Consider the following 24921-nt stretch of genomic DNA (forward strand, 5'->3'; position numbering starts at 1 on the left):
CCGGTTCCCGGATCTCGGCAGCGCGCTTGAGCGCCTGCTGCCAGCCGCTGAGCCGGCCCGCGTCGGACCCCGTCCGACTTTCCTGTGCCGCCATCGCGGCCGGGGGTGCCCCGGTTCCCACCAGTACACCCGCCACGACCACGGCAGTGAGCGAACGCCAACTCCGCAGTCCGGGAAACCTAAACATGGGTTATCTCCCGTACGAAATCCGCAAGATCGCACACATTAAACGTTTACCGTCACCCCCTGTCAATGAATTCTTTTCGCCCATGAAGGCATCCGAGTCATGTTGCTGACATAAAGCGAAAATAAGTGATATTAGGTCGGTAAGTCAGACAAATTGACACTGTGGTGCACAGGGCGTGCGTCGGCGTGCCAGACCTCCGCCGTCGATGTCATTGCACGAAGAACGCGTGCTCACGCAGAGTGACCGATGACGTTCCTTCTCGGATCGCGGTGAAGCCGCCGTCCGCCGCGCCCACGGCTGCCGGACCGGGTTGTCCTGTCACCTGAATCCCGTGGTACGTTCCTGCTCGTAAGGTGCGGCGCTCGTTCACGAGCGTGTCGGGACATCCGGCCGGCACGACAGCCTCAGCAAAGGCTGTCTGGATCTCTCAGCGGAGAGTTCGCCCTGCCATGTCCTCATCCTTGTCTCCACGTGCTTGTCTCCCCGCGCGTGGCCAGTCTTCCTGCTCGTGGTCGCCGCCACCATCGTGCGGGACCTCGGCGCCTCCTGGTCGCCGGCTCCCCGGCTCGGCGCGAGCGACAACCGCGGCGTGCACGATGAGCGTCCCGTTGCCCGCTCGCCGGGGAACGCTCACGCACTGATCCTTCCACGCTTCCGCCGCAAGGCGTTCGCATCCACAGCCGTACCGATCACCGGAGTATTTCCATGATTCTCGTCACCGGAGGCCGCGGCGCGGTCGCCACCCACCTGCTGACCCTGCTGCTTCAGGCCGGTCGCCCCGTACGCGTGGCCTCCAGCGACCCCGCACAGCTGCGGTCCCCGACGGCGTCACGGCCGTCACCTGCGACCTCCGCGATCCCGCCACCTTCCCGGCCGCTCTCGCCGGCGTCACCGAGGTCTTCCTGTACGCCGAGGCCTCGCACATCGCCGACTTCGTCGACGCCGCCGTCACGGCCGGGGTCGAGCACGTCGTCCTGCTGTCCTCCGCGAGCGTGCTGGATCCCGGCGCGGCCGACAACCCGCTGGCCAAGTCCCATCTCGACGTCGAGACCGCACTGCTCGCCGCACCGCTCACCACCACGATCCTGCGCCCCGGCTCCTTCGCCGGCAACGCGGGCGCCTGGGCCTGGCCCATCAAGGCCGGGCGCCCGGTGAGCCTGCCCTACCCGGGCTCCCACACCGACCCCATCCACGAACGAGACCTCGCCGAAGTGGCCTTCACCGTGCTCACCGACCCACGCCACCAGGGCCGGCGCCTCCACCTGACCGGCCCGGAGAGCCTCACGTTCAGCGAACAGATCGAGCAGCTCGCCGAGATCACCGGCCGGCCGGTCACCGTCGACCACGTCACCCCCGAGGAATGGAAACAGGAGATGGCCGATTACCTCCCCGCTCCCTACGCGGACGCCCTGCTCGACTACTGGGCGGCCAACGACGGCCGCCCCGTGCCCCTGACCGGCACCGTCGAACAGGTCACCGGGCACGCTCCCCGCACCTTCGCCACGTGGGTCCGCGACCACGTCGCGGACTTCGCCGGCTAGCACCTCCGTAGCGGGCCGCCGGGGCGGGGCGGTCGCCGGCGCGCCGCACCTCCCCCGTACGGGGGAGCACGTGAAGAGCCGCCGCGGGTCGTGTGAGACGATGATCGGCCCCGGGCGGTGGCACCGGGGAGCACGGTGACGGGACGCCGAAGGAGGGGCTTCACGGTATGGCTGTCATCCATCGCACCACGCTGACGCCCAGCAAGCTGGAGCTGCTCACCACGTGGCTGCCCGCCCAGCCCTGGTACGAAGGCGGGGGACGGCCGGAGCTGACGAAGGCCGGGGGCTTCCGGCTCGACGACCCGCGGGGCGAGGTCGGCATCGAGTTCATGGTGGTCACCGACGTCTCCGGCGAAGCTCCGGTCTTCTACCAGGTGCCGTTCACCTACCGGAGCGCGCCGCTGGAGGGGGCCGATCACGCCCTCATCGGGACGGCGGAGCACGGCGTCCTGGGACGGCGGTGGATCTACGACGGCACCCACGACCCGGTCCTCGTCGCACAACTCCACGCCCTGTTCCAGGGCGACGCCGAGGCGCAGGATCAGAACGTGAGCCACACCCCCGACCCCTCGGTCACCAGGAGCTTCGCGGGAGCCGCCGGGTCGGGCCCGATCCGGCTGACGGCCGTGACCGACGCGCCGCACGCCACCGACATCGTCGTGGACGGCGACGGGGGGCGGACGGCTGACCATGCGGGTGACCCGTGTCCTGCGGCCCGGCGAAGCCGGCGGCGCCGACGCCCTGGGTCACGTGACGGCCGGTTGGCGGCTGCCGGACGGGGCCGAGGTCCGCGGCGTGTTCGCCGTCGTCACGTCCGTCTGACAGTTCCCGGCCGGCGACCTCCGATGAGCCGCTCCGCCGGGGAGGCAGTCGAGGACGGCGCGCGGAGAGGCGGTCAGGAGTCCGGCGTCCTGCCACAGGTCGTGGCGGCGAGGGCCGTGGCCGCCGCGGACCGTAGCGCCACGTCGTCGTCCTCCTCGGAGGCCCAGGCGACGTGCCCGTCCGGGCGGACGAGCGCGGCGCGGACCCGCCGCCATCCGGCCCGGGACTCGACCGGCTCGTCCGCACGCACGGTCAATCCCGGCGGGGTGGGCAGCGCCCGGGACGTAGTCACCCGACCGTGGAGGGCGCGGCCCGCTCCCGTGAGGTCGAGCAGCACGTAGCGCCCGGGGACGAGCAGCGCGAACAGCCCCGACCCGTCGGACAGCCGCAGGTCCGGCGCGCGTGTCCCCACGAGCGGGTGATCATCGGCGTCCCGTCCGTACGACACACCGACGCCGGAGACCTGCTCCGCCAGGAAGCGGGAGAACTCCGGCACCCGCGCGATGGCGTCGTCCAGGACCGACCGCAGGGCGAGGTTCTCGGGCGTGAACGTCGTCATGAGCGCGGTCTGCCCCCGGGTCAGGCGCAGCGTGGCCGCGCCTACCGGGTGCCTTTCCGCGTGGTAGCTGTCCAGCAGCCCGTCGGGAGCCCATCCCCGCACGGTGGCGGCGAGCTTCCAGCCGAGGTTCCACGCGTCCTGCACGCCGAGGTTCAGGCCCATGCCCCCGGCGGGGAACAAACGGTGCGCGGCGTCCCCGGCCAGGAGGACGCGACCGCTGCGGTATCGGTCGGCGAGGCACGAGGCGGATCCCGTGCCGGACACCCAGACGGGGTCGCGCAGGCCGAAGTCGGTGCCGGCGACGGCCACGAGCCAGGCGCGCAGTTCCTTCTCCGCGGGCCTGCCCCCGCACCCGAGGGCGCCGGTGCCGTCGACGCCCGCCACCCGGTGGAGGCCGGGTCCGATGGGCACGACCAGCACCTGGCCGGCCGCGTCGGTCTTCTGGAAGTACGGCACCGTCGGAGGATCGTCGAGCGTCACGTCGGCGACCCAGGCGTACGCGGTGGAGCCGCTTCCCGGGAAGCCGATCCCGGCGGCCGAGCGGACGGCGCTGCCCACTCCGTCACAGCCGACCAGGAAGCCCGTCTCCATCGTGTAGGGCCCTTCCGGGCCCTCGGCCCGCACCAGGACCCGGTCCGCCTCCTGGGCCAGCGCGGCGAAGGCGTGCCCGCGCCGGACGTCCGCCCCCAGGTCGCGGGCGTAGCCCTCGGTCAGCTCCTCGACCTTCGGCTGCGCGAGCAGGAGGACGTACGGGAAAGGGGTGTCGAGCGTCCCGTAGTCCATCCGATGCTCGAGGAGACCGAAGTGCGAGTCGGGCACCCGGATGCCCTGCGCGACGAACGACTCGCCGACGCCGCGCGACGCCCACAGTTCCATCGTGCGGGGGTGGACCGTGAAGCCCTTGGAGTGCGGGTCGCGTTCCGCCCGCCTCTCCAGGACCGTGACCTCGACCCCCGCGAGACGTAACTCCGCCGCGAGCCACAGCCCGGTGGGGCCGCCTCCGACGATGACGACTTCTCCCATGTGCCTCTCCCGAGAACGATCCGCTGACCGTGATCTTCGGTGCGAGGACGGTGGACCGTGCGGCGCCGGCCCCTCGTCGCCCCGTCATCCTCTCCCGGCGGAGGGAACGGCGCCAGACGTCGAGGACCCCGCTGTCGGCCCGCTATCCGCGGGGCCGCCGCAGGACGCGGACCTGCCGGGGGGCCAGGGTGGTGTCCGGAGCCAGGGAGGGGCCGTGGAGGGGGTCGCCGGGGACCGCGGACAGGTCGACGTGCCGGTCGGTACGGTTGATCAGGAACCAGTAGTCGTCCGTTCCGTCGGTGCGGACGGCGACGTCCACGAGCCCGCGGGCTTCGGAGGGCAGCTCCGAGGAGACCCCGGCGACGTCCAGCAGGTGGGGGAGGACGACCCCGAGACCCTCCGGGCCGAGGCGGGTGGAGACGTACGACGCCGAACCCGCTCCCGTACGGCGCGTCGTGACGGCGGGGCGGCCCGCGTGGTCGCCGGACTTGTACGTCGCCAGCACCTCGGTCGCCGGGTCGGCGAGGTCGATCCGGTCGGTCCACAGGGTGCCGGTGACGCCGAGGTCGAGGTCGACGGCGTCGCCGTCCAGCAGGGGGCCGAACTCCTCGATGCGGATGCCGAGCAGGTCGCGCAGCGCCCCGGGATAGCCGCCGAGCCACACGTGGTCGTCCTCGTCCACGATGCCGGAGAAGTAGGTGGTGACGAGGTGCCCGCCGGAGGCGACGTAGTCCTCCAGCCTGCGGGCGAGCGCGCCGGGCACGACGTGCAGGATCGGCGCCACGAGCAGCCGGTAGCCGCTGAGGTCGTCGTCCACGTCGACGACGTCCACCCGGACGCCCGCGTCGAGGAGCGCGGTGTACCAGTCGAGGGCCTCCTGCCGGTAGCGCAGCAGCGAGGTGGGGTGGGAGTCGAGCTCGCTGGCCCACCAGGAGTCCCAGTCGAAGACGATGGCCACGGGGGCGCGCAGCCGCCGGGTGCCCGCGACCGGCGAGAGGGCGGCCAGCGTGGCGCCCAGGTCGGCGACCGACCGGAACACGTCGCTGTCGGTGCCCGCGTGGGGGACCATCGCCGAGTGGTACTTCTCGGCGCCGCCCGCCGACTGCCGCCACTGGAAGAAGCAGACCGCGTCGGCGCCGTACGCGACGTGGGTGAGGGAGTCGTGAGCCAGGCCGCCGGGCCGCTTCGCCAGGTTGACCGGCTGCCAGTTGACCGCGCTGGTGGAGTGCTCCATCAGATACCAGGGCCGGCCGCCGGCGAGTGAGCCGGTGAGGTTCGCCGAGAAGGACAGCTCGTCCTGGGCCTGGGGACCGGTCAGCAGGTAGTGGTCGTTGGAGACGAAGTCGACCTCGGCGGCCCAGTCGGCGTAGTCCATGCCCTTGGTCTCGCCCATGACCATGAAGTTCGTGGTCACGGGGATGTCCGGGGTCAGCTCGCGCAGGACGTCCCGTTCGGCGCGCAGGTAGTCCTTCAGCGCGTCGGAGGAGAACCGCTTGAAGTCCAGTTGCTGGGTGGGGTTGGGGTAGGAGGCGGCCAGGCGTGGCGGCAGGATCTGCGACCAGTCGCTGTAGCGCTGGGACCAGAACGAGGTCGCCCAGGCGCGGTTCAGCTCGTCCAGCGTGCCGTACCGTCCTCGCAGCCAGTCCCGGAAGGCGGTCGCGGCGTCGTCGGAGAAGTCGTAGACGTTGTGGCAGCCGAGTTCGTTGGAGATGTGCCAGGCGGCGAGGGCGGGATGGCCGCCGTACCGCTCGGCGAGGGCCCGGGTCAGGCGCAGCGCGTGCTCGCGGAAGACCGGCGAGGTCGGCCGCCAGTGCTGCCGGGCCCCCGGCCACAGCGTGTGGCCGTGCTGGTCCACGGGGAGGATCTCCGGGTGCTTGGCGGTCAGCCACGGCGGCGGCGAGGCCGTCGCCGTGGCCAGGTCGACCGCGATGCCGTTGGCGTGCAGCAGGTCCATCGCCTCGTCGAGCCAGCCGAAGTCCCAGACGTCCTCGTCCGGCTGGATTCGCGCCCACGAGAAGATCGCCAAGGAGACGATGTTCACCCCGGCCGCCCGCATCGCGCGCATGTCCTCGTCCCAGACCTCCCGGGGCCACTGCTCGGGGTTGTAGTCGGCCCCGAACCCCAGGCGGGCCCGTCCGGGGTCGGACGGCCAGCGCACCCAACGGTGTCGGTCAGCGTTCACAACGACTCCTTCAAGTGATGGTTACGTGGTCTTCCACTGCTGGTTGGCGCCGCCGTTGCAGGTCCACAGGATGACCGGGGTGCCGTTGGCGGTGCGGGCCTGGTTGACGTCGAGGCACAGGCCGGACTGCCGGCCGGTGACGGTGCCGTTGGAGTTGAGGGTCCACTGCTGGTTCGCGCCGCCGTTGCAGTCCCAGACGTCGACGACGGTGCCCGGGCTGGTGCCCTGGCCGTACGCGTCCAGGCACTTGTTGCCGTAGACGCGCAGCTCACCGGAGGCGGTGGCGGTCCACTGCTGGTTGGCGCCGCCGTTGCAGTCGTAGATCGTCACCTGGGTCCCGTTGGCCTGGGAGGAGCCGGGGACGTCCAGGCACCGGTTGGAGGGCACTCCGCGCAGCACGGAGGCGCCTCCAGAGCCGGAGCCCCAGGCGTACCTGATCCGGTCGACGCCGCTGCTGTTGGGGGTGCTCAGCGTGAGGTTGACGCCGCTGCCCTGCAGCGTCTGCAGGGTGTAGGGGTCGCCGTTGCGCAGCCCGGGCCAGTAGATCGCGCCCATGCCGAGGGAGCGGATCGTGTCGGTGTCCGCGCGCAGGTAGCGCACGAAGTTGTCGGTGCTGTTCGCGTCGTTGTAGTTCAGGCCCGTCGTCATCGGCGCGCCCATCTCGTCGACGACCGTACGGGACGCGCACGAGCCGATCCGGTTCCTGAAGTCGGTGACCCAGTCGTTGTAGGTGTGGGTGCCCCAGAAGCCGTAGTGGTGCAGCGACAGAAAGGTGCCGTTCAGCCGGCTGTCGGCGCACACGGAGGTGACGTTGTCGTTGTAGCCGGTGCCGCTGACGAAGATCCGGTTCTTCGGGATCGACGGGTGGTCGCCGATCCAGCCGGCGGCGACGTCCGCCCACGCCGACTGGCCGTAGCCGAACGGCTCGTTCATCGGCTCGAAGTAGACCAGGCCGTTGCCGCCGTACCTGGCGGTGACGGTGTTCCACATCGAGGTCCACGCGGCGACGTCGTCGATCCTGCCGTCCTTGGCGGAGGGGCCCTCCCAGTAGGCGAGCACGACCTTGAAGCCCTTGGCGGTCGCCGCGTCGATCGCGCCCGTGTACGAGTTCCACCAGCCGGTGCCGACCGAGTAGGGGTTGACCGGCAGCCGTACGGTGTTGGCGCCCAGGTTGTTCTGGAAGCCGGTGAGGATGGCGTCGGCCTTCGCCTTCACGGTGGCGTAGCTGTCGGAGGCGGACAGTCCTGAGGGGATCACGGCATCGTCGGCGTAGTTGTCGCGGGGGTCGGCCCAGTTGACGCCCTTGAACTGGCTGGTGTCGGCCGCTGCGGGCGTCGCGCCGGCCAGCACGCCGGCGGAGACGAAGGCCAGTGCCGTGAGCGCGCCGGCCAGTGAACGGCGGTGTGCGTGCGTTCCGGGGTGGTTGCGGGGGTGGGAGTGCATGGTGCTTCCTTTCGGGGGGAGGACCGGGCAGCCGGGCGAGGGTCCGCTGGACCTGTCTGTTCGACCCGTCGGGTCAGGGGGATCGGCTGTCGGTGGCCGGGACGACGCCGCCGGTCGGCGGCGCCGCGGAAGTACGTATGCGGTGGACTCGGCGCAGTTCAATCGGCCGGGTGGAATCGGCACGTGTGCCGGAAACGCGCGGGCCGGGTGCGTCTCGGCGCCCGGCCGTCCTGCCGCCGCGCTCCCCGCGGACGGCGGCAGCGATGGCCCCGGCGACTACGGTGACCGCTACTTGACGGTGAAGCCCTGCTCTTCGCCGTACTTCAGAGAGGCGTCCTGCCAGGCCTTCAGGCCGTCCTGCAGCGTGCTGGAGGAGGTGTACGCCTTGCCGACCGTGTCGTTGAAGATGCTGTTGGCGTAGACCTGGAAGGGCAGGTAGGACCAGCCGCTGACGACCTGCGAGGCGGACTCGGCGAGCACCTGGTTGACCTTCTGGCCGCCGAAGTAGGGGAACTCCTTGTCCTGGAACTTCGGGTCCTGCAGCTGGGCGGTGGTGGCGGGGAAGGCGCCGCCGTCGACCCGGGTCTGCACCCCCTCGTCCACGTTGGCGTACTTGAGGAAGGCGTAGGCGAGGTTCTTGTTGGCGCTGGCCTCGGGGATCGCGAGCGAGCTGCCGCCGTTCTCGGCGGTGGACCTGCCGCCGGCCTCCCACTGCGGCATGGGCGCGACCTGCCACTTGCCCTCTCCGGCCTTGACCCCGGACTCGAGGTTGGCGGGCATCCAGGCGCCGATGACCAGGGTGGCGATGGTGCCGTCGCCCAGGCCCTTGTACCAGGCGTCGCTCCAGCTGGTGGTCGGCGCGAGCAGCTTGCCGTCGATCAGCTTCTGCCAGAGGGCGGTGAACTTCTGCGTGCCCGGCTCGGCGAAGTCGATCCCGACCGTGGTGCCGTCCACGGTGTACGGCTTGCCGCCCGCCTGCCAGATCATGCTGGTGGTGAAGCCCGCGTCGCCGGTGTCGTTGGTGATGTACGCCTTCGGGTTCGCCTTGTGCAGCTTCTCGGCGTCCGCCGCGAACTCGTCCCAGGTGGTGGGCACCTTGAGGTCGTACTTGTCGAAGACCTCCTTGTTGTAGAACAGCGCCATCGGGCCGGAGTCCATGGGCAGGCCGTAGATGCCGTTGCCCATGTGGACGGAGCTCCACGGGCCGGGGGTGAAGGTGCCGTCCAGCTTGCCCGCGCCGAGGGCGCTGAGGTCGGCGACCGACTTGGCGAGGGCGAACTGCGGCAGGGCGTAGTACTCCACCTGGGCGACGTCCGGCACCCCGGACCCGGCCTTGATCGCGTTCTGCAGGGCCGTGTACTGGTCGTTGCCGGTGCCGGCGTTGACGAGGTTGACCTTGACCTTCGGATACTTGGCCTGGAAGTCCGCGACGACCTGCTTGAGCGTCGGCTCCCACGCCCAGACGGTGATGGAGCCGCCGGTGTCGAGCGCCTTCTGGATGTCGGCGTCGGAGACGGCCGCGGACGCCGCGGGGGCGGGCGGGCGCGTCGGCGCCCGGGGAGGAGCCGTCGTCGCCGGAGCCGCAGGCGCCGGCGGTGAGCGACACGGTCAGGGCCGCGCCCAGCAGGAGGGCGCGACGGCGGGTTATCGCCATGGGATGTGCCTTTCTGAGTTATCCGGGGAGACAGACGTCGGTGGGGGCGGCCATACCGTGCCGGTCATCGCGTGGCCGGTCACGCCGTGCCGGTCGTTCCTTGGCCGGTCATTCCTTGACGCTTCCGGCGGCCAGGCCCGACTGCCAGTAGCGCTGCAGCAGCAGGAACGCCGCGATCAGCGGGATGATGGTGAGCAGCGAACCGGTGATCACGAGGTTGAAGATTGCCTCGCCGCCCGCCGTGAGGGCCTGCTGGTTCCATTCCTTGAGGCCGACGGTGAGTGGATACCAGTCGGGGTCCTTCAGCATGATCAGCGGCAGGAAGTAGTTGTTCCAGGTCGCGACCACGTTGAAGAGCAGCACCGTGACCAGGCCGGGTGCCAGCAGCGGCAGGCTGATGCGGAAGAAGGTGCGGAACTCGCCCGAGCCGTCCACCCGCGCCGACTCGAGGATCTCCTTCGGCACGGCGTCGGTGGCGAAGGTCCACATCAGATAGAGGCCGAACGGCGAGACCAGCGACGGGATGATGATCGCCCACGGAGTGTCGGTCAGGCCCATCTTGGCGAACATCAGGAACGTGGGGACGGCAAGCGCGGTGCCGGGCACCGCCACCGCCCCGATCACGACGGCGAACACCGCCTTCTTGCCGGGGAAGTCGAACTTCGCCAGCCCGTAGCCCGCCAGCGTCGCCAGCAGGGTCGCGCCGCCCGCCCCGACGACCACGTACAGCAGGGTGTTGAGCAGCCAGCGGACGAAGATCCCGTCGTTGTACGTGAAGGTCGTGCCGATGTTGTCGAACAGGGCGAAGTCGCCGTCGAACCACAGGCCGAAGGAGCCCAGCAATCCCTCCTGGGTCTTGGTGGCGTTGATCACCAGCCAGACCAGGGGGAGCAGCGTGTAGACGAGCATGAGCGCGGTCAGCACGGTCAGCGTCGCGCTGCGGCGGTCCTGCGGGGACCGGCGCCGCCGGAACCCGTGCCTGATCACCAGGGGAGCATGGCCCGGGGTGGTCTTCCGGCCGGTGACCGGAGCAGTGGTCGCCATGGGTCAGACCGCCTTCCGCATGCCGCGCAGCTGGACGAGGTAGGCGACGATCATCGTGATGATCCCCATGACGATGGCGACCGTCGCCGAGTAGTTGAACTGCTGGCCCGCGAAGGACAGCGAGTAGGCGTAGTAGTTCGGCGTGAAGTAGGTGGTGACCGAGTTCGGCGCGATCGTCTTGAGGATGCTCGGCTCGTTGAACAGCTGGAAGCTGCCGATGATCGAGAAGATCGTGGCGATCAGCAGCGCGCCGCGCAGGGCGGGAAGCTTGATCGCCCAGATGATCCGGAGCTGGCCGGCCCCGTCGAGCGCGGCCGCCTCGTACAGCGAGGGGTTCACCACCTTCAGCGCCGAGTAGAGGATCAGCATGTTGTAACCCACGAACTCCCAGGTCACGATGTTGCCGATCGACGCGAGGACCAGGTCGGGCGACAGCGGGTCGGGCAGCGAGAGCCCGAACGCCTCGTTGATGTTGCCGATCAGGCCGAACCTGGTCCCGTACATGAAGCCCCACATCAGCGTGGCGACGACCGCGGGCACCGCGTACGGCAGGAACACCGAGATCCGGAAGAACGCCGTGCCGTACAGCCTGCCGCTGTCGATCGCGAGCGCGACCAGCAGCGCGAGGAACAACATGATCGGCACCTGGACGACCAGGAAGAGCGCGACGCGCCCGAACGCCGACCAGAACTGCGGGTCCTGCAGGACCTTCAGGTAGTTGTCGGCGCCGACGAAGGCCGTCCCGCCGATCAGCCGGGTGCGGAACAGGCTGAGGTAGATCGAGTACGCGATCGGGGCCAGGAAGACCAGCGCGAAGACCGCCATGAACGGCCCGACGAACTGCCAGCCGACCCATGACCTGCGTCTGGCGGCCAAGACCCCCCGAGCATTCGAATACCCTTCCGAGACCACCGGCTCGCTCCTCTCCGCGGCGTGGTTACCGGCCGTGACTCTCCTGTTTACGTGAACATCATGAGCATGTTTACGTGAACATCGCGAGCGAACGAGCACGGCTCTGTCGTGGCGGAGGGTGATCTCTCGAGTCGCCGAGGTTATGTTTACGTAAACTTCTGCTGCGGTATGGTGGCACCCGTCCTACGAGAGGTCAAGGGCTCCCCACGTCACACCCGGTCGGATCGCGACGTACGATCTTCGGCGACGGGGGCGAGCAGGCGGGAGCGACACAGCGATGGATCCGGACGGCCCGGCCCGGCAGGCCCCGGCGCCGATCGGCGGCGCGCAGCGGGGCGGCTCGGGCATCCCGGGCGGGCGCCGAAAGCAGAGGGTCTCCATGGCCGACGTGGCCAGGCTCGCCGGCGTCTCGTCGCAGACGGTCTCCAGGGTCGCCAACGGCCATCCCGGCGTCGTCGGCGCGACCCGGGAGCAGGTGCTCGCGGCGATGCGGGAGCTGGGCTACCGGCCCAACAGCGCCGCCCGGGCGCTGCGGTACGGCCAGTTCAACACTATCGGCGTGATCCTCTTCGGGCTGGCCTCGACCGGCAACAGCCGCACCGTGGAGGCGATCGCCACCCACGCCGCGGCCGAGGGCTACGCGATCACGCTGATCCCCATCGGCATCCCGACCCAGGACAACGTGCTGGGCGCCTTCACCCGGATGGGCGAGCTGGCCGTCGACGCCGTCATCGTCATCATCGAGATCCACCTCCTCGACGCCGGCACGGTGACGCTTCCTCCCGGCGTCCACGTCGTCGTCGTGGACTCCGACGCCGGAGACCGCTACAGCGTGGTCGACACCGACCAGGCCGAAGGCGCCCGGCTCGCCGTACGCCACCTCCTCGACCTGGGCCACGAGACGGTCTGGCACGTCACCGGCCCCAAGACGTCCTTCGCCAGCCAGCGCCGGGCGCAGGCCTGGCGCCTGGCCCTGGAGGAGGCCGGGCGGCCGGTGCCCCCGCCGCTGCACGGCGACTGGTCGGCCGAGTCGGGTTACGCCGCCGGGCTGGCGCTGGCCGGCGAACCCGGCTGCACGGCGGTGTTCGCCTCCAACGACCAGATGGCCCTCGGCCTGCTGCGCGCCTTCCACGAGCGGGGGCGCGCGGTGCCCGCCGACGTCAGCGTGGTCGGCTTCGACGACATCCCCGACGCCTCCTGCTTCGTCCCTCCGCTGACGACCGTCCACCAAGACTTCGCCGAGGTCGGGCGGCGCTGTGTCCAGGGCGTGCTGAGGCAGATCCGCGAGGGCGGGGCGTCCCGGCCCGGCACCGACCTCGTCCCCACCCGCCTGGTCGTCCGCGAGAGCACGGCGCCGCCGCCGCGCGCCCGGCCGTAAGGCGGCCACGTGCCGGTTCGCGAGCGGCCGGCGCGGGCGTCAGGTGGCCTTCCCGGCGGTCAGCGACGGCATGGCGGGGATCACGGCGGCGAGCCATCCGGCAGGGTCCGCGGTGAAGCGCGGCGCCGCCTGCGTCTCCCACCACGACCGTGCGGCGACGATCGTCTCCGCCTTCCCCGTCCGGCCGTCCCGGTAGGCGACCTCGCGCTGCCCGGTCTCCCGTACGACGACGCGGCCCCGCTTCGCGCCGGCCTCGTAGTCGTTCCAGTTGATGCCGTGGCCGGCCCACAGCATCTCCTGCATCTGCCCCGTGGACCTGCCGTGGAGCTCCCGGTGGGAGAACTTCGCCTGCGCCGCCATCGTGATGCTGTTGCGCACGCAGTCGTTCTGCCGCCACAGGAAGTAGTTCGCGACTTCGAAAGGGTCGGCGAGGGTGAACGCGCGGGCGTCGAACGTGGCACGCCGGCCGTCCGCGGGCCCGGTGCCGTATGCCTCGTTGAACGTGATCGTCGCGATGCTCGCGGCCACGCTGACGACCTTCTGGGTCACGCCGCCGAACCACGGCTGCGAGGACGGGGTGGCGAAGTCGGTCATGAGGACGCTGCACTCGTCGGACTGGACGTACGCGAACACGCTGCCGGTGATCTCCTCGCACAGCGCCCTGCCGACCTCGTTCATGGCGTCCATGACGGCGCGGTCGAACGGCCGGTGGGCGTCGCGGAGGAAGGTGTGGAACGCCCGCCCGTCGACGCGGAGGATCGTGTACGCCCGGCGCGGCAGCACACTCCTGGTGGCGTGCTCGTACGCCTTCATGCGGTCGCCGAGCGCGGTCTTGTCGCTCATGCCGGTCTCTCCTTGGCCTCTGCCGCTTGGCCGGTCTCGGGGTGGGGGTGGGCGATGCAGGATCTCACGCCACGGGGGAGGGGCCGCCACCGCTTATCGCCACCCTTATCGCGAGCGAGGACGGAGACCGGCGTTCCTCGATGGCAGGTGCGTCAGGCGCCGGGATGTGAGGCAGCGCGGCCTGTTCAGCCGTCCACCTCTTCATCGGGGACCTGGAGCCTGCCCAGGAGCATCAGCAGGAGCTCGTCCACGATCTGGTCGCGGGTGGCGTCGACCCAGCCGACGGCCCAGTCGTGCATGAGCCCGTTGATCGCCCCGATGAACGCGGCGGCTGTGATGCGGAAGTCGCGCGGGGGGGATCTCGCCGCGGCCGGCGGCGTCGTCCAGTTGCTCGCACAGGAAGTCGATCCAACGGGCGCGGCGGTCCAGGCGCTGGCGGTCCAGCCGGGGGCTCACGCCGATGATCTCCACGAACGCGATGCGGGTGTGACGGGGGTCGGCGGTGGCCCCGGCGGCGTACGCGCGGAACAGCCGGGTGCAGCGGTCGATGGGCTCCAGGTGCCGCACCTGGGGGAGCACGGCGAGGACGGACCGCTGGGCGACGTCGTTGACGTACAGGTGCAGCTCGGCCAGCAGGTCCTCCAGGGTGTGGAACTCCTCGTAGAACTGGCGGCTGGACAGGCCCGCGGCCCGGCACACGTCCGTGATCCTGGTGGCGCGGTAGCCGGGGCCGCCGCCGAACAGGTCCAGGCCCGCCTCGAGGAAGCGCCTGCGGCGCTCGGCCTGCCGTTCTTCCGCCGATCTGCCGCCGTACCGGCCCGCCGCCGGGGTGATCCTGCCCGCCACCGCGTCCTCCGCTCCGTGATGCATGAATTTTGGGCCTTGTAGGCGGGCGTCACACGTGCCTACCATCCAGTAACAAGTCTGAATATCGAAATGTTCAGACTTGCGCGGGTCCGCGCGCCGAGGCGTGCGGACCCCCACGGCCGGCCATGCTCGATCTCCGTCCACCTCCCACCCCCCCGGAGGAAGAACATGCACGCTTCGGCCCTCGCACGCCGGCGCGGATCACTGCTCGCCGTCGCCGTGGCGGTCACCGCCGCCGTCGTCTACGGCGCTCCCGCCGGTCCCGCGCGCGCCGCCGACGGACTGCGCGAGGTGATGTTCGTCGGCAACAACTGGGACGGCACCGCTGACGTCATCGAGTCGAGCGGGAGCTTCGCCAGGATCGGCCGGATCAACGTCATCCCCGACAAGGCCCGGCGGCTGGCCGAGATCTACCTCAACCCCGTCAAGCTGGCCTTTTTCCTGGGCATCCGGCAGGGCCCCGGGGAGGGGCACGACCAGTTCGTCGACGACATGTACGCCACCCCGGACGGCACGGCCATGGTCGTCTCCCGCCCGAGCTTCGCCGACGTGGTGTCGATCGACCTGGCCACCGGTGCGATCAGGTGGCGGTTCCCGGTCTCCGGCTTCCGCGCCGACCACATGGCCGTGTCGCCCGACGGCGCCAAGGTCGCGGTCTCGGCCTCCACCTCCAACACCGTGCACGTCCTGGACATCAACACCGGCAGGCAGCTCGGCTCGTTCGGCGCCGGCGACAAGCCGCACGAGAACATCTTCACCGGCGGCGGCAGGTACATCTGGAACATGTCGATCGGCGAGGTCGACAACGACTTCGACAGCCCGTCGCAGGACTGGCTGAAGGGCGACCGCCACATCACGATCGCGGACGCCTCGACGTACAAGGTCGTCAGGACCATCGACATGCGGGACCGGCTGGACGCCTTCGGCCGCAAGGACCTGTCGGACGCGGTGCGGCCCGCCGTCTTCACGCCCGACGAGTCGAAGCTGTACTTCCAGGTCTCGTTCTTCAACGGCTTCGCCGAGTACGACACGGCCACGGACAGGATCACGCGAATCAAGACCCTGCCCAAGAACCCCGCCACCAGCGAGGACCGCACCACCTGGGTCAACGACTCCCGCCACCACGGGCTGTCGATCAACCCCGCCGGCGACAAGCTCTGCGTCGCCGGGACGATGGACGACTACGCCACCGTCGTCGACCGGGCCACGCTGCAGGAGGGCCCGCTGGTGAGCGCGTCCAAGCCCTACTGGGCCACCGTCAGCGGCGACGGACGGGCCTGCGTCATCTCCGAGAGCGGCGCCGACCGGGTCACCGCCATCGACTTCGCGACCGGACAGAAGATCGTCTCGGTGCCGGTCGGCGACCACCCGCAGCGCGTCCGCATCGCCCGCATCCCGGCCGGCTGGACCCCTCCGGCCGCCGGCTGAACCCCCCGCGAGTGCCGGGACGGGCCGCCCCGCCCCGGCACCACCGTCGCGCTCCGGGTTCGGAGCCGATGGGGATTCAGGAGCCCTCGTCCAGTTGGATGGCGGCGCCGGGGCAGACGGCGGCGGCTTCGCGGACCGCGCTGTGCCGGTCCTCGGCGGGCTCGGCCTCCAGCAGGACGACGATGCCGTCCTCGTCGCGCTGGTCGAACACCTCCGGTGCGATCAGCACGCACTGGCCGGCGCCGCAGCACTTCGCCTCGTCGACGATGACCTTCATGTCCATGTCCTCCTTGCCATCGGGTCTTCGTGGTCGGGGGTCACCAGCGGACTGGGACCTCGCGCAGGCCGCCGACGGCCAGCCCCTCCACGCGTTCCAGCTCCTCCACCGGCACGGCCAGCTCCAGCGTCGGGAGCCTGCGCAGCAGCACCTCCAGGACGACCTGCAGCTCGGTGCGGGCCAGCGCCTGCCCGAGGCAGGAGTGGGCGCCGGAGCCGAAGGCCAGGTGGGGGTTCGGGCTGCGGGTCAGGTCCATCTCGGCGGCGTTCTCGAAGGCGGTCTCGTCGCGGTTGGCGGCGGCCATGCTGCATACCACGGTCGTGCCGCGGGGCAGGACCGTGCCGCTGACCTCGGTCTCCGCGTTCAGGTAGCGGGGCAGGCCGAAGCCGGAGTTGGCGTCGAAGCGCAGCGACTCCTCCACCGTCGTGCGGATCAGCGACGGGTCGGCCAGCAGCCGCTCCCACCGGGAGCGGTCGGCCAGCAGCATGGAGACCATCTTGCCGATCATGTTGGCGGTGGTCTCGTGCCCGGCGACCAGCAGCGCCATACCGGTGACCAGGATCTGGATGTCGGACAGCCCGCCGTCTTCCGGGCCGCCGACCGCGATCAGCTCGCTCAGCAGGTCGTCGCCGGGCTCGGCGCGCTTGGCGGCGACGAGGTCGGACATGTACTGGAAGAACTCGCCCTGGGCGGCCTCGATCTCGTCCTTGCCGTAGCGGGTGAGGTTGAGCAGCGTGTCGGACCAGTAGGAGAACCGGTCCCGGTCGGCGGCGGGCACGCCGAGCATGTCGCAGATCACGTAGACCGGCAGCGGGAAGCCGAGGCTCGCCCTGAGGTCGCCCGGCGCACCGCGCTTGACCATGTCGTCGATGAGATCCTCGGCGATCCGGATCATGGCGGGCCGCATGGCGTTCATGCGCTTGGCGGTGAACCACTTGCCGACCAGGCGCCGCCAGTGCTGGTGCTCCTCGCCGCTGTCGGGGATGATCGTCGCCATCTCGCTGCTGAACACCCCGCCGCCGTCCGCCGACAGCCGGGCCGCGTCGGGCGCGTTGAGCTGGCGGGTGAAGCGCGGGTCGGCCAGCACCTGCTTGACGTCCTCGTAGCGGGTCAGCAGCGTCGCCCCGTCGCCGCTGGGCAGCGTGACGTGGGCCACCGGGCATCGGGCGCGCAACTCGGCCCACTCCGCGGGCGGGTCCAGCGCCGCGTCGTTGGGGATCGGGTAGCTCAGGACCTGGTCGTTGACACTCATTCGGCATCTCCTCTTATGGATGGTCGGTCGCCGTGCACCCCCAGATGGGAAGGACGGCGCCCATCACGTATGCCCGGGTAAGCGTGAAGGCCGGTCGTGCCGGTGCCCGTCTGCATGCAAACTCCGGGGCGTCTTCGGGACGGGTGTCTCAGCGTCGGGTGTGTCAGGGGCGGGCGGCGGCCGTGCTCACGGCGTGCGCCCACGCGGCGCCGGCCGCGATCATCGCCCGCCAGGCGCGCAGGTCTTCGGCGGCATGCCGACGGAGAGCACCCCGGTCAGCCGCTCGTCCGTGCGGTAGGCGAGCAGGAAACGCCGCTGCGCGATGTCGCCGTCCACGACGACCGCCTCGTCGTGGCCGCGCAGGTGCCCGTACGCCTGGATCTTCATGTCGTACTGGTCCGACCAGAAGTACGGCACCGGGGCGAACGGCCGCCGGGCCTCGGGGGAGAGCAGGTTGCGGGCGACGGCCATGCCCTGCTCGGCGGCGTTGGTGCGGTGCTCGACCCGCATGGCCGTGCCGAACAGCGGGTTGTGCCAGCGGGCCACGTCCCCGGCCCCGTACACGCCGGGTGCGGCGGCGCTGAACTCGTCGCACACCAGCCCGTCGGCCAGGGAAAGCCCGCTGCCCTCCAGCCAGCCGGTGTTGGGCACGGAGCCGATGGCCACCAGCACGTCGTCGGCCGGCAGGACCGTCCCGTCGCCCAGGCGCACACCGCTGACCGCGCCGCCGGCTCCGACGACCTCGCGGACGGCGGCGCCGGTGCGCAGGTCGACCCCGTGGTCACGGTGGACCTGGGCCAGGAACCGGCCGCCTGCTCGCCGACGGCCTGCGCCATCGGGACCGGGCCCGCCTCCAGCATCGTCACCGCCACCCCCATGCCGCGGGCGACGGCGGCGACCTCGGCGCCCACGAACCCGGCGCCGACGATCACCAGCCGCCGTCCCGGACGCAGCCGGTCCTTCAGCGTGAGAGCGTCGTCCAGGGTGCGCAGCGTGTGGATCCCGGTCACCCCCTCGCTTCCCGGCAGGCGGCGGGAGCGTACGCCGGTCGCGACGACCAGCCCGTCGTAGGGCACACGGGCGCCGTCGGCCAGCTCCACCGCCCGCCCGGCCACGTCAAGCCCGGTCGCGGCCACTCCCAGGCGCAGGTCGAGGCCCAGCGCCTCGATGTCGTCGTCCCGACGCAGCGGCAGCCGGCCGGGCTCCCATTCGCCGGTCAGGATCTGCTTCGACAGCGGCGGGCGGTCGTACGGCGGATGCGGCTCGTCGCCCACGAGCGTCAAGGCGCCCCGGTAGCCGGCCCTGCGCAGCGCCTCGGCGGTGATCAGCCCGCCCGCCGAGGCGCCGACGATCACGACCCGGTTCACGACTGCCCCAGCGTGTTCATCGCGTTCCCTCCGATAGCTGGTGAGACCGGCGACGGTGGCGCCGGTCAGGGCTCGGGGGACGCCCACGACCGGTTCAACCGGACAACGTTGTCCGGAACACCGTAGCCCGGCTGACAGTCATATGTCGAGTAAGGACGAAGTCGATGTCGAAAAATCGGACATTGATGTCCGGTTGCTATCCTGACCGCATGGCTGTAGCGCGCCGGACGAACAGGGGACCCAGCGCCGCGGCGGGGAACCGGGCGGCGCTGATCGCCGCGGCCCGGGAGGTGTTCGCCGCCGCCGGTTACGACGCGCCGCTCAGCGCGGTCGCCCGCGCCGCCGGAGTCGGCCAGGGCAGCCTCTACCGGCACTTCCCCGACCGCACCAGCCTCGCCCTGGCCGTGTTCGAGGACGGCGTCGCCGAGCTGGAGGCGCTGGCCGCCGAGCCCTGTGCGACGCTCGACGACCTGCTGGCCCTGATCAGGGAGCAGACCATCGCCTCGACCGCGTTCATCGAGATGGTCAGCGCGTACGCCGACGACCCGCGGATCATCGCCGTACGCGACCGCGTGGCCAAGGTGCTCGACGGCAAGCTCGCCGAGGCCCGGCGCGCCGGGCACGTCCGCGCGGACCTCACTACCGAGGACCTGATCCTGGCCGTCGGCATGTTCGCCGCGGTCCTCACCATGAGACCCGCGCCGGCCCGCCGCGTCGCCGCCGCACGGGCGTGGGCCCTGCTGCGCAAGGGCATGGACGCCTGACCGGGCGGTCCGGCGACAACTGAGCGAACCACGCTCGCCCGTGCGGCGCGCGTAAGCGCACCTCCTCGGGGACACGACAACGGGGAGGCGCATGGAGGACGGGTGGACGCGATCATCAACTGGCTCTGGGGCCTGTCGGGGGCGGTGCTCTACGCGGTCGTGGCCGCGCTGGTCTTCGCCGAGGACGCGCTGTTCGTGGGGTTCGTCGTGCCGGGGGAGACGGCCGCCGTGCTGGGCGGCGTGCTCGCCAGCCAGGGCAAGCTGTCGGTGTACTGGCTGGGGCTCGTGGTGACGCTGGCCGCCATCGCCGGCGACAGCGTGGGTTACCTCATCGGCCGCCGCGTCGGCCCCAGCGTCCTGGACGTACGGGTTCTGCGGCGCCGTCGCGACCGCGTGGAGAGGGCCCAGGCGCTGATTCGCCGGTGGGGCCCTCAGGCGGTGCTCATCGCCCGGTTCGTCGCGTTCCTGCGTGCCATGATGCCGACCCTGGCCGGGGTGTCACGCATGCACTACCGGCGGTTCTTCCTGTTCAACGTCCTGGGCGGGGTGCTCTGGGGCGTCGGTTACACCCTCCTGGGCTTCTTCGCCGGGGAGGCGTACGAGCAGGTGCAGTCGGCCGTCGGCGGTGTGGTCGCGGCCGTTCTCGCCGCGCTCGTCGTGACCGTCCTGGTCGTGTGGCGCGTCCGGCGGCACCGCAGAGGCTCCTGCGAGCGCGGGAACTCCGGCCGCTCGTGATGTCGTCGCCGCGGCTTTTTGTCGGTCCCGTCTGACAGGCTGGCTCTCTCATTCAAGTGCCTGTGAAGGAGGACGTGTGGCCAACTGGCGTGAAGTGGCCGAATCGGCACCGGAGTTCGCCGCCCGGGTCAGGGAGTCGTTCGAGTCGCACAAGCACAAGACCATCGCGACGCTGCGTAAGGACGGCTCGCCGCGGGTCAGCGGCATCGAGGCGTACATCATCGGTGACGAACTGTGGTTCGGATCGATGCCCGGTGCTCTGAAGGCCCGTGACCTGCAGCGTGATCCGCGCTTCGCCCTGCACGGCCCTCCGGTCATCCTCGGCGCCGGCGAGGCCGCCGGCTCATCGGGGGGTGACACGAAGCTGTCCGGCTATGCGGTCGAGGTCACCGATCGAGACCGGCTCGCGCCGATGCTGGCCGCCCGCGGCTTCGGTCCCGATGCCTTCAGCGAGTCCCATTTCTTCACGGCGGACATCCGCGAGGTCGTGTTGACGCAGATCGAGGGATCCGCCATGGTCATGGACCTCTGGCGCCCCGGGCAGGGAGTCCGCCGCCTCGATCGCCCCTAGGGCCTCTCGACCGGTTTCGGTCCTGGGCGAGGGCCGGCGTGTTCCAGCGTCCGATGACAGCCGTGATCGCCGAGGCCGCCGCCCATTCACGCGGCGGCATCAGCCCTGTGAGATCGGCTGCCGGCCTGCTGGGGCGGCATCGGCGGGGCCGGCGGCAATGACCGCGTCGAGCATGCCCTGTGACGCCTGCAGATCTTCGATGGTGTGGGTGATGCGCTCGCGCTCGCGGCGCAGTTGCGCCACCAGCTCGGAGCACACGGGCGCGAGGTTCGGGCCGTCGTCGCGGACGCAGGGCAGGACCTGGGCGATGGTGGTGGTCGACAGCCCGGCTGCGAGCAGGGTGCGGATGCGCCGGACGGTGTCCACGTCCGCGTCGCTGTAGACGCGGTAGCCGCTGGGCAGCCGTGCCGGCGCCAGCAGACCCTGTTCTTCGTAGTAGCGCAGCAGCCGCTCGCTGACCCCGGTCCGGCGGACCATCTCCCCGATGCGCACGTGATCTGCACCTCACCGCATTGACTCTCACATTGATGTGAGACTTTAGCATCTCGGTCATGACCACTGGCACAGCTCTCGTGGCTCTCTCGGCGACCCGGTCATCCCTGCTTTCCGCGCCGCGCCTGGCAGCCGCTTTGGCGGTACTCACCGCATGCGTGTTCGTCGTCGGCACCGCCGAGTGGGTCATGGTCGGGCTGCTGCCCCAACTGTTCGCCGATCTGCACCGCCCGCTGCCCGCCGTCGGGTCCCTGGTGACCTGGTACGCCCTCGTGGTCACCGTCGCCGGGGCGCTGGTGACAGCGAGGATGCTGCGCCTGGCACGCCGCCGCGCGCTGCTGGTCCTGCTGGGCGTGTTCCTCGCCGGCACACCGACTCCGAGGTCACCACGTTGCTCGCCCTGTTCGGGCTGGGCGCGGTCGTGGGTGACGTCCTCGGCGGCCGCCTGGCCGACCGCGCCCCAGCGCCTCCGCCTTCAATCTCGGCGTCGCCGGCGGCTCCCGGTTCGGCGGCCAAGCCCTCACCACTGGCCTCACCCTGCCGACCTGCCCTGGGCCGGTGCCCTGGTGGCAGGAGGCGCCGTGCTCCTCGCAGCGGTGGCCGCCCGCCGATCACGCACCACCACGATCACCGCGTAGTGATCCCTCACAGAGAAACAGAAGGAGAAACAGCCTATGTCCACTGCTCTGCCCAGCTCCCGCCTCGGCCGCGTGGTGCGCGGCACCGGCCCCGGCCTGTTGCTCGCCCATGGTGCCGGCGGCGGTATCGACGCCAACTACGGCCCCATCCTGGACACCCTCGCCGTGGAGCACACCGTCGTCGGGCCCGACTACCCCGGCACCGGCCGAACCCCGCGCGCGAAAGCTCCGCTTTCCCTGGACGGTCTGGCCGATGAGCTGGTTGCCACCGCCGTGGAGGAGGGCGTGGAGACCTTCGCCATCGCCGGTTACTCCCTCGGCGCCCCGGTCGCCATCCGGGCCGCCACCCGCCACCCTGACCGCGTGACCGCTCTGGTCCTCACCGCGGGCTTCGCCCACCCCAACCCGCGGTTCCTGCTCGCGGCCCGCATATGGCGCGACCTGCTCCGCGCCAACGACCTGGAGCGCCTGGCCGGCTTCCTATCCCTCATCGGCCTCAGCGCCCCCGCCCTGGACGCGATCGACCAGGACGACCTCGACACGGCCATCAAGACCACCGCGGCCACGATCCCGCCCGGCACGCCGGAGCACCTCGACCTGCTCATCGACCACGTCGACGTACGGCCCGACCTCGCCGCGCTCACGGTGCCGACCCTCGTCATCTCCACCACGCTCGACCAGCTCGTCACCCCGTACCATCACCGCCAGCTCAGCAACGCCATCCCCGGGGCGCGCTACGCCGAGATCCAAACCGGACATCTCCCGTTCATCGAGCAGCCCGAGCAGTGGGGCGCCCTCATCCGCGACTTCCTGCGCGACAGCCGCGCCTGAGCCCCGCACCCACTCCTGCCCTTACCCGGCCGGGCTGTCGGCGACATCCTTGGCGAGGAGGCGTGCGCAGGCGTGCGGGCCCGTCCGCGTGGACGGGCCCGCACGTGCCACGGCCGGTGCTCGGTCGCGGGTGCCGCGTACCCCGATCGCCGTCGGGATCAGGCCGGAGCGGTCCCGTGGCCGAGCCGCTCTCACGCCGGACCGAGCGGGCGGGAATCAGTCCTTGTTCGACTGCCGCCAGTCCCGCACGGCGTCGCGGATCTTGTCGAACACGGCCACCGGCGGGCCGAGCAGCATGTTCGCGGTCGCGGACTCCCCGGCGCCCGGATGGGGCCTGGTCGGCGAGATCGCCTCGGCGGCCCGGACCGCGCCGGCCATGCGGCGCAACCGCTCCGGGGGCGTCTCCCGACGCAGCCGGGGGAACTCCTCCCGCTCCTCGTGCGTGGCGTGGTCGACGACCGCCTTCTCCAGTGCGGCCAGCCGGGTGTCGAACTCGGGGTCGTCGACGCCGAGGTCGTACAGGTCGGACAGGGCGTGCTTGGCCTCGTCCTCCTCGTGCAGCCGGGCCTCGACGACCTCCTCTCCCGCCTTCGACCGCGCCGCCGGGTGCACGACCTGCTCCTCCGCGCTCTCGTGCACCGCCAGCAGCCGTACGAGCTCGTTGAACAGTTCGCGTTTGCGCTCGCCCCGGGCGGCGGCGACCTCCGCGAACATGGTCTTGATCTGGTTGTGCTGCGCCAGCAGCAGGTCGATGACGTCCTGTTCCGTAGCAGTGGCCACTTTCGTCACCTTTCGAGTCGGAGACTCCGACCCGCCTGCCCGAACCCGGATCGCCTACACCCGCGCCTCGCCCGGACGTCTTCCGTGAGCCGGAGGGCGCCGTGATGCGTCATAGAGAGCATGAGGATTTCGCGTATCGCGTTGCTGCCGTTGGCGGCCCTGCCCGTGCTGGCCGTCACCGCTCCCGCCGAGGCGGCCACGGCACACAGGAAGCTGCTCGTGGAGTTGCGGGAGGAGGGCGGTTCGCCGGGCTGCACAACCGGGTGGCCGTCTACACCGACGGCTGCGCCGTGCTGAGCCGCCGCACCGGCCCCACCGTCCGCAAATGCCTGACCACAGCCGAGTGGCGCGGACTGCGCGGCTCGCTGAAACACCTGCGGCTCGGGCGCTCCGAGTCCCAGCCTCCGGGGGCCGACTTCATCGCCTACCGGTTGTCCTACAAGGGGCACCGGGCAACCCGCTACACCCTGCCTCCCACCTGGCAACCGGTCGTGAGCAGGCTGGAGAAGGTCCTGGTCAAATACTGGGCGCCCAACTGACCGTCCCGGCTCAGCTGCGCAGGTAGGAGGCGCCGTTCAGGTCGACGATCGTGCCGCTGGCCCACTCGGCGTCCGGTGACGCCAGATAGAGGACGGCGGCCGCGATCTCCTCGGGCCTCGCCACTCTCCCGAACGGGCTCTGGGCGCGGATCTCGTCGCCTCGCGGCGCCTTGAGATGCTCGTCGGTCATGTCGGTCTCGACGAAGCCGGGCGCCACGGTCGCCACGGCGATGCCGAGGGGCGCCAGGGCGATGGCGAGCGACTGGCCCAGCGCGTTCAGGCCCGCCTTGCTGGCCCCGTAGGCGGGACTGTCGGGCTCCCCGCGGAAGGCGCCGCGTGAGGAGACGTTGACGATCCTGCCGCCCGGAGCCATGTGCCGTACGGCGTTCCAGGTGACGTTGGCCGGTCCGACGAGATTGACGGCCAGCGTCTCGCGCCACACCTCCTGCCACTCCTCGTACGAGGTCTCCATGATCGGGTGGTGCAGGAAGACCCCCGCGTTGTTGACCAGGACGTCGATGCCGCCGAGGGCGGCCGCGGCCTCCTCGACCATCCGCCGCGCGTCGGCGGGATCGGCGACGTCGGCCTGGACGACGGCGTGGCCCGCTCCCGGCAGTTCGGCACGGACCCGTTCGGCCAGTTCGGGGGAGCCGCGGTGATGGATGGCGACGCGGTCGCCGGCGGCGGCGAAGGCCGTCGCGATCGCCCGTCCGATTCCGCGCGACGCGCCGGTAACGAGGACTGCTCGCTCACTCACAGGGGGAGACTAGCGTCCCTTCTGTTCCGATCATC

24 protein-coding genes and 4 pseudogenes are annotated in these 24921 nt (G+C 70.9%); 12 read left to right on the plus strand and 16 right to left on the minus strand.

Going from position 1 to position 24921, the window contains the following annotated elements:
• Positions 1 to 1056: 1056 nt before the first annotated feature.
• The 3 genes and pseudogenes from B1L11_RS03050 to B1L11_RS49630 all read left to right on the plus strand — a co-directional run.
• Positions 1057 to 1728, plus strand: a pseudogene (locus B1L11_RS03050) (NmrA family NAD(P)-binding protein); the annotation flags it as partial.
• Positions 1729 to 1895: 167 nt separating this feature from the next.
• A pseudogene (locus tag B1L11_RS49625) lies at positions 1896 to 2153 on the plus strand (1,4-alpha-glucan branching protein); the annotation flags it as partial.
• A gap of 265 nt (positions 2154 to 2418) precedes the next feature.
• Complete coding sequence (locus tag B1L11_RS49630) at positions 2419 to 2550, plus strand: hypothetical protein (RefSeq protein WP_256862192.1); 132 nt, start codon at positions 2419 to 2421, stop codon at positions 2548 to 2550.
• Between the two features lie 73 nt (positions 2551 to 2623).
• Here the strand turns inward: B1L11_RS49630 and B1L11_RS54470 are convergent, their stop codons facing one another.
• The 7 genes and pseudogenes from B1L11_RS54470 to B1L11_RS03085 form a co-directional block, all read right to left on the minus strand.
• Complete coding sequence (locus B1L11_RS54470; RefSeq protein WP_372974644.1) at positions 2624 to 3109, minus strand: hypothetical protein; 486 nt, start codon at positions 3107 to 3109, stop codon at positions 2624 to 2626.
• A 36-nt stretch (positions 3110 to 3145) separates the two neighbouring features.
• Positions 3146 to 4159, minus strand: a pseudogene (locus B1L11_RS49635) (FAD-dependent monooxygenase); the annotation flags it as partial.
• A 115-nt stretch (positions 4160 to 4274) separates the two neighbouring features.
• Positions 4275 to 6314: a beta-galactosidase gene (locus B1L11_RS03065; RefSeq protein ID WP_079312980.1), complete on the minus strand. Its 2040-nt coding sequence runs from the start codon at positions 6312 to 6314 to the stop codon at positions 4275 to 4277.
• Between the two features lie 21 nt (positions 6315 to 6335).
• Positions 6336 to 7757 carry a ricin-type beta-trefoil lectin domain protein gene (locus tag B1L11_RS03070; RefSeq protein ID WP_079312982.1) on the minus strand — a complete coding sequence of 474 codons (1422 nt, stop codon included), beginning with the start codon at positions 7755 to 7757 and terminating at the stop codon, positions 6336 to 6338.
• Positions 7758 to 8045: 288 nt separating this feature from the next.
• Positions 8046 to 9257, minus strand: coding sequence for a sugar ABC transporter substrate-binding protein (locus B1L11_RS03075; protein WP_218670876.1), 1212 nt, complete (start codon positions 9255 to 9257; stop codon positions 8046 to 8048).
• A 262-nt stretch (positions 9258 to 9519) separates the two neighbouring features.
• Positions 9520 to 10455, minus strand: coding sequence for a carbohydrate ABC transporter permease (locus B1L11_RS03080; protein ID WP_079312984.1), 936 nt, complete (start codon positions 10453 to 10455; stop codon positions 9520 to 9522).
• Positions 10456 to 10458: 3 nt separating this feature from the next.
• Complete coding sequence (locus tag B1L11_RS03085; protein WP_256862177.1) at positions 10459 to 11331, minus strand: carbohydrate ABC transporter permease; 873 nt, start codon at positions 11329 to 11331, stop codon at positions 10459 to 10461.
• Between the two features lie 313 nt (positions 11332 to 11644).
• Between B1L11_RS03085 and B1L11_RS03090 the strand changes: the two genes are divergently transcribed.
• Positions 11645 to 12745, plus strand: coding sequence for a LacI family DNA-binding transcriptional regulator (locus B1L11_RS03090; protein WP_218670866.1), 1101 nt, complete (start codon positions 11645 to 11647; stop codon positions 12743 to 12745).
• A 39-nt stretch (positions 12746 to 12784) separates the two neighbouring features.
• Here B1L11_RS03090 and B1L11_RS03095 read toward each other — a convergent pair whose 3' ends face one another.
• Positions 12785 to 13588 (minus strand): tRNA(His) guanylyltransferase Thg1 family protein, encoded by an 804-nt coding sequence (locus B1L11_RS03095; protein WP_079312986.1) that lies wholly within the window; start codon positions 13586 to 13588, stop codon positions 12785 to 12787.
• 201 nt (positions 13589 to 13789) lie between these two features.
• Complete coding sequence (locus B1L11_RS03100; protein WP_218670867.1) at positions 13790 to 14458, minus strand: TetR/AcrR family transcriptional regulator; 669 nt, start codon at positions 14456 to 14458, stop codon at positions 13790 to 13792.
• Between the two features lie 165 nt (positions 14459 to 14623).
• On the opposite strand from B1L11_RS03100, the gene B1L11_RS03105 reads away from it, so the two are divergent.
• Entirely contained in the window at positions 14624 to 15883 is a 1260-nt protein-coding gene (locus B1L11_RS03105; RefSeq protein WP_079312988.1) for a YncE family protein, read from the plus strand.
• Positions 15884 to 15959: 76 nt separating this feature from the next.
• Here B1L11_RS03105 and B1L11_RS03110 read toward each other — a convergent pair whose 3' ends face one another.
• From B1L11_RS03110 to B1L11_RS49645, 4 genes and pseudogenes are all read right to left on the minus strand, one after another.
• A complete protein-coding gene (locus tag B1L11_RS03110) occupies positions 15960 to 16160 on the minus strand; it encodes a ferredoxin (RefSeq protein ID WP_079313128.1) in 201 nt (66 codons plus the stop codon).
• A 40-nt stretch (positions 16161 to 16200) separates the two neighbouring features.
• On the minus strand, positions 16201 to 17412 hold the full coding sequence (locus B1L11_RS03115; RefSeq protein ID WP_079312990.1) for a cytochrome P450: 1212 nt from the start codon (positions 17410 to 17412) through the stop codon (positions 16201 to 16203).
• 219 nt (positions 17413 to 17631) lie between these two features.
• Positions 17632 to 18213: an FAD-dependent oxidoreductase gene (locus tag B1L11_RS49640; RefSeq protein WP_306291590.1), complete on the minus strand. Its 582-nt coding sequence runs from the start codon at positions 18211 to 18213 to the stop codon at positions 17632 to 17634.
• A 65-nt stretch (positions 18214 to 18278) separates the two neighbouring features.
• Positions 18279 to 18866, minus strand: a pseudogene (locus tag B1L11_RS49645) (FAD-dependent oxidoreductase); the annotation flags it as partial.
• Between the two features lie 122 nt (positions 18867 to 18988).
• Here B1L11_RS49645 and B1L11_RS03125 point away from each other — a divergent pair.
• The 3 genes from B1L11_RS03125 (at position 18989) to B1L11_RS03135 (ending at position 20849) form a co-directional block, all read left to right on the plus strand.
• Positions 18989 to 19543, plus strand: a complete 555-nt coding sequence (locus B1L11_RS03125) for a TetR/AcrR family transcriptional regulator (RefSeq protein ID WP_079312992.1) — start codon at positions 18989 to 18991, stop codon at positions 19541 to 19543.
• Between the two features lie 102 nt (positions 19544 to 19645).
• Positions 19646 to 20278: a DedA family protein gene (locus B1L11_RS03130; RefSeq protein ID WP_079312994.1), complete on the plus strand. Its 633-nt coding sequence runs from the start codon at positions 19646 to 19648 to the stop codon at positions 20276 to 20278.
• 76 nt (positions 20279 to 20354) lie between these two features.
• Positions 20355 to 20849 carry a pyridoxamine 5'-phosphate oxidase family protein gene (locus B1L11_RS03135; RefSeq protein ID WP_079312996.1) on the plus strand — a complete coding sequence of 165 codons (495 nt, stop codon included), beginning with the start codon at positions 20355 to 20357 and terminating at the stop codon, positions 20847 to 20849.
• A 99-nt stretch (positions 20850 to 20948) separates the two neighbouring features.
• Here the strand turns inward: B1L11_RS03135 and B1L11_RS03140 are convergent, their stop codons facing one another.
• A complete protein-coding gene (locus B1L11_RS03140) occupies positions 20949 to 21341 on the minus strand; it encodes a MerR family transcriptional regulator (protein WP_079312998.1) in 393 nt (130 codons plus the stop codon).
• Between the two features lie 59 nt (positions 21342 to 21400).
• Here B1L11_RS03140 and B1L11_RS03145 point away from each other — a divergent pair, with 59 nt between their 5' ends.
• Together B1L11_RS03145 and B1L11_RS03150 are read left to right on the plus strand one after the other, a co-directional pair.
• On the plus strand, positions 21401 to 21979 hold the full coding sequence (locus B1L11_RS03145) for an MFS transporter (protein ID WP_143736850.1): 579 nt from the start codon (positions 21401 to 21403) through the stop codon (positions 21977 to 21979).
• 36 nt (positions 21980 to 22015) lie between these two features.
• The gene (locus B1L11_RS03150) at positions 22016 to 22810 is read left to right on the plus strand and encodes an alpha/beta fold hydrolase (protein ID WP_079313002.1); all 795 of its coding nucleotides are present in this window, start codon (positions 22016 to 22018) and stop codon (positions 22808 to 22810) included.
• Between the two features lie 216 nt (positions 22811 to 23026).
• Here B1L11_RS03150 and B1L11_RS03155 read toward each other — a convergent pair whose 3' ends face one another.
• The gene (locus tag B1L11_RS03155) at positions 23027 to 23590 is read right to left on the minus strand and encodes a hemerythrin domain-containing protein (RefSeq protein WP_143736852.1); all 564 of its coding nucleotides are present in this window, start codon (positions 23588 to 23590) and stop codon (positions 23027 to 23029) included.
• A 120-nt stretch (positions 23591 to 23710) separates the two neighbouring features.
• On the opposite strand from B1L11_RS03155, the gene B1L11_RS46425 reads away from it, so the two are divergent.
• Positions 23711 to 23887: a hypothetical protein gene (locus B1L11_RS46425; RefSeq protein WP_179154949.1), complete on the plus strand. Its 177-nt coding sequence runs from the start codon at positions 23711 to 23713 to the stop codon at positions 23885 to 23887.
• Positions 23854 to 24129 (plus strand): hypothetical protein, encoded by a 276-nt coding sequence (locus B1L11_RS03160; RefSeq protein ID WP_079313004.1) that lies wholly within the window; start codon positions 23854 to 23856, stop codon positions 24127 to 24129. The genes B1L11_RS46425 and B1L11_RS03160 overlap by 34 nt, the downstream gene beginning before the upstream one ends.
• A gap of 10 nt (positions 24130 to 24139) precedes the next feature.
• On the opposite strand, the gene B1L11_RS03165 is transcribed toward B1L11_RS03160, so the two are convergent.
• Entirely contained in the window at positions 24140 to 24886 is a 747-nt protein-coding gene (locus B1L11_RS03165) for an SDR family NAD(P)-dependent oxidoreductase (RefSeq protein ID WP_079313006.1), read from the minus strand.
• Positions 24887 to 24921: the final 35 nt, after the last annotated feature.

Origin of the sequence: Microbispora sp. GKU 823 (assembly GCF_002027145.1) — a bacterium.
Taxonomy (GTDB): Bacteria; Actinomycetota; Actinomycetes; order Streptosporangiales; family Streptosporangiaceae; genus Microbispora; species Microbispora siamensis.

Bases quoted from the DNA above. Each gene is read 5' to 3' on its own strand.
- B1L11_RS49630 (WP_256862192.1), top strand. From the start codon at position 2,419: ATGCGGGTGACCCGTGTCCTGCGGCCCGGCGAAGCCGGCGGCGCCGAC.
- B1L11_RS54470 (WP_372974644.1), bottom strand. From the start codon at position 3,109: ATGACGACGTTCACGCCCGAGAACCTCGCCCTGCGGTCGGTCCTGGAC.
- B1L11_RS03070 (WP_079312982.1), bottom strand. From the start codon at position 7,757: ATGCACTCCCACCCCCGCAACCACCCCGGAACGCACGCACACCGCCGT.
- B1L11_RS03080 (WP_079312984.1), bottom strand. From the start codon at position 10,455: ATGGCGACCACTGCTCCGGTCACCGGCCGGAAGACCACCCCGGGCCAT.
- B1L11_RS03090 (WP_218670866.1), top strand. From the start codon at position 11,645: ATGGATCCGGACGGCCCGGCCCGGCAGGCCCCGGCGCCGATCGGCGGC.
- B1L11_RS03095 (WP_079312986.1), bottom strand. From the start codon at position 13,588: ATGAGCGACAAGACCGCGCTCGGCGACCGCATGAAGGCGTACGAGCAC.
- B1L11_RS03100 (WP_218670867.1), bottom strand. From the start codon at position 14,458: ATGCATCACGGAGCGGAGGACGCGGTGGCGGGCAGGATCACCCCGGCG.
- B1L11_RS03105 (WP_079312988.1), top strand. From the start codon at position 14,624: ATGCACGCTTCGGCCCTCGCACGCCGGCGCGGATCACTGCTCGCCGTC.
- B1L11_RS03110 (WP_079313128.1), bottom strand. From the start codon at position 16,160: ATGAAGGTCATCGTCGACGAGGCGAAGTGCTGCGGCGCCGGCCAGTGC.
- B1L11_RS03115 (WP_079312990.1), bottom strand. From the start codon at position 17,412: ATGAGTGTCAACGACCAGGTCCTGAGCTACCCGATCCCCAACGACGCG.
- B1L11_RS03125 (WP_079312992.1), top strand. From the start codon at position 18,989: ATGGCTGTAGCGCGCCGGACGAACAGGGGACCCAGCGCCGCGGCGGGG.
- B1L11_RS03145 (WP_143736850.1), top strand. From the start codon at position 21,401: ATGACCACTGGCACAGCTCTCGTGGCTCTCTCGGCGACCCGGTCATCC.
- B1L11_RS03150 (WP_079313002.1), top strand. From the start codon at position 22,016: ATGTCCACTGCTCTGCCCAGCTCCCGCCTCGGCCGCGTGGTGCGCGGC.
- B1L11_RS46425 (WP_179154949.1), top strand. From the start codon at position 23,711: ATGAGGATTTCGCGTATCGCGTTGCTGCCGTTGGCGGCCCTGCCCGTG.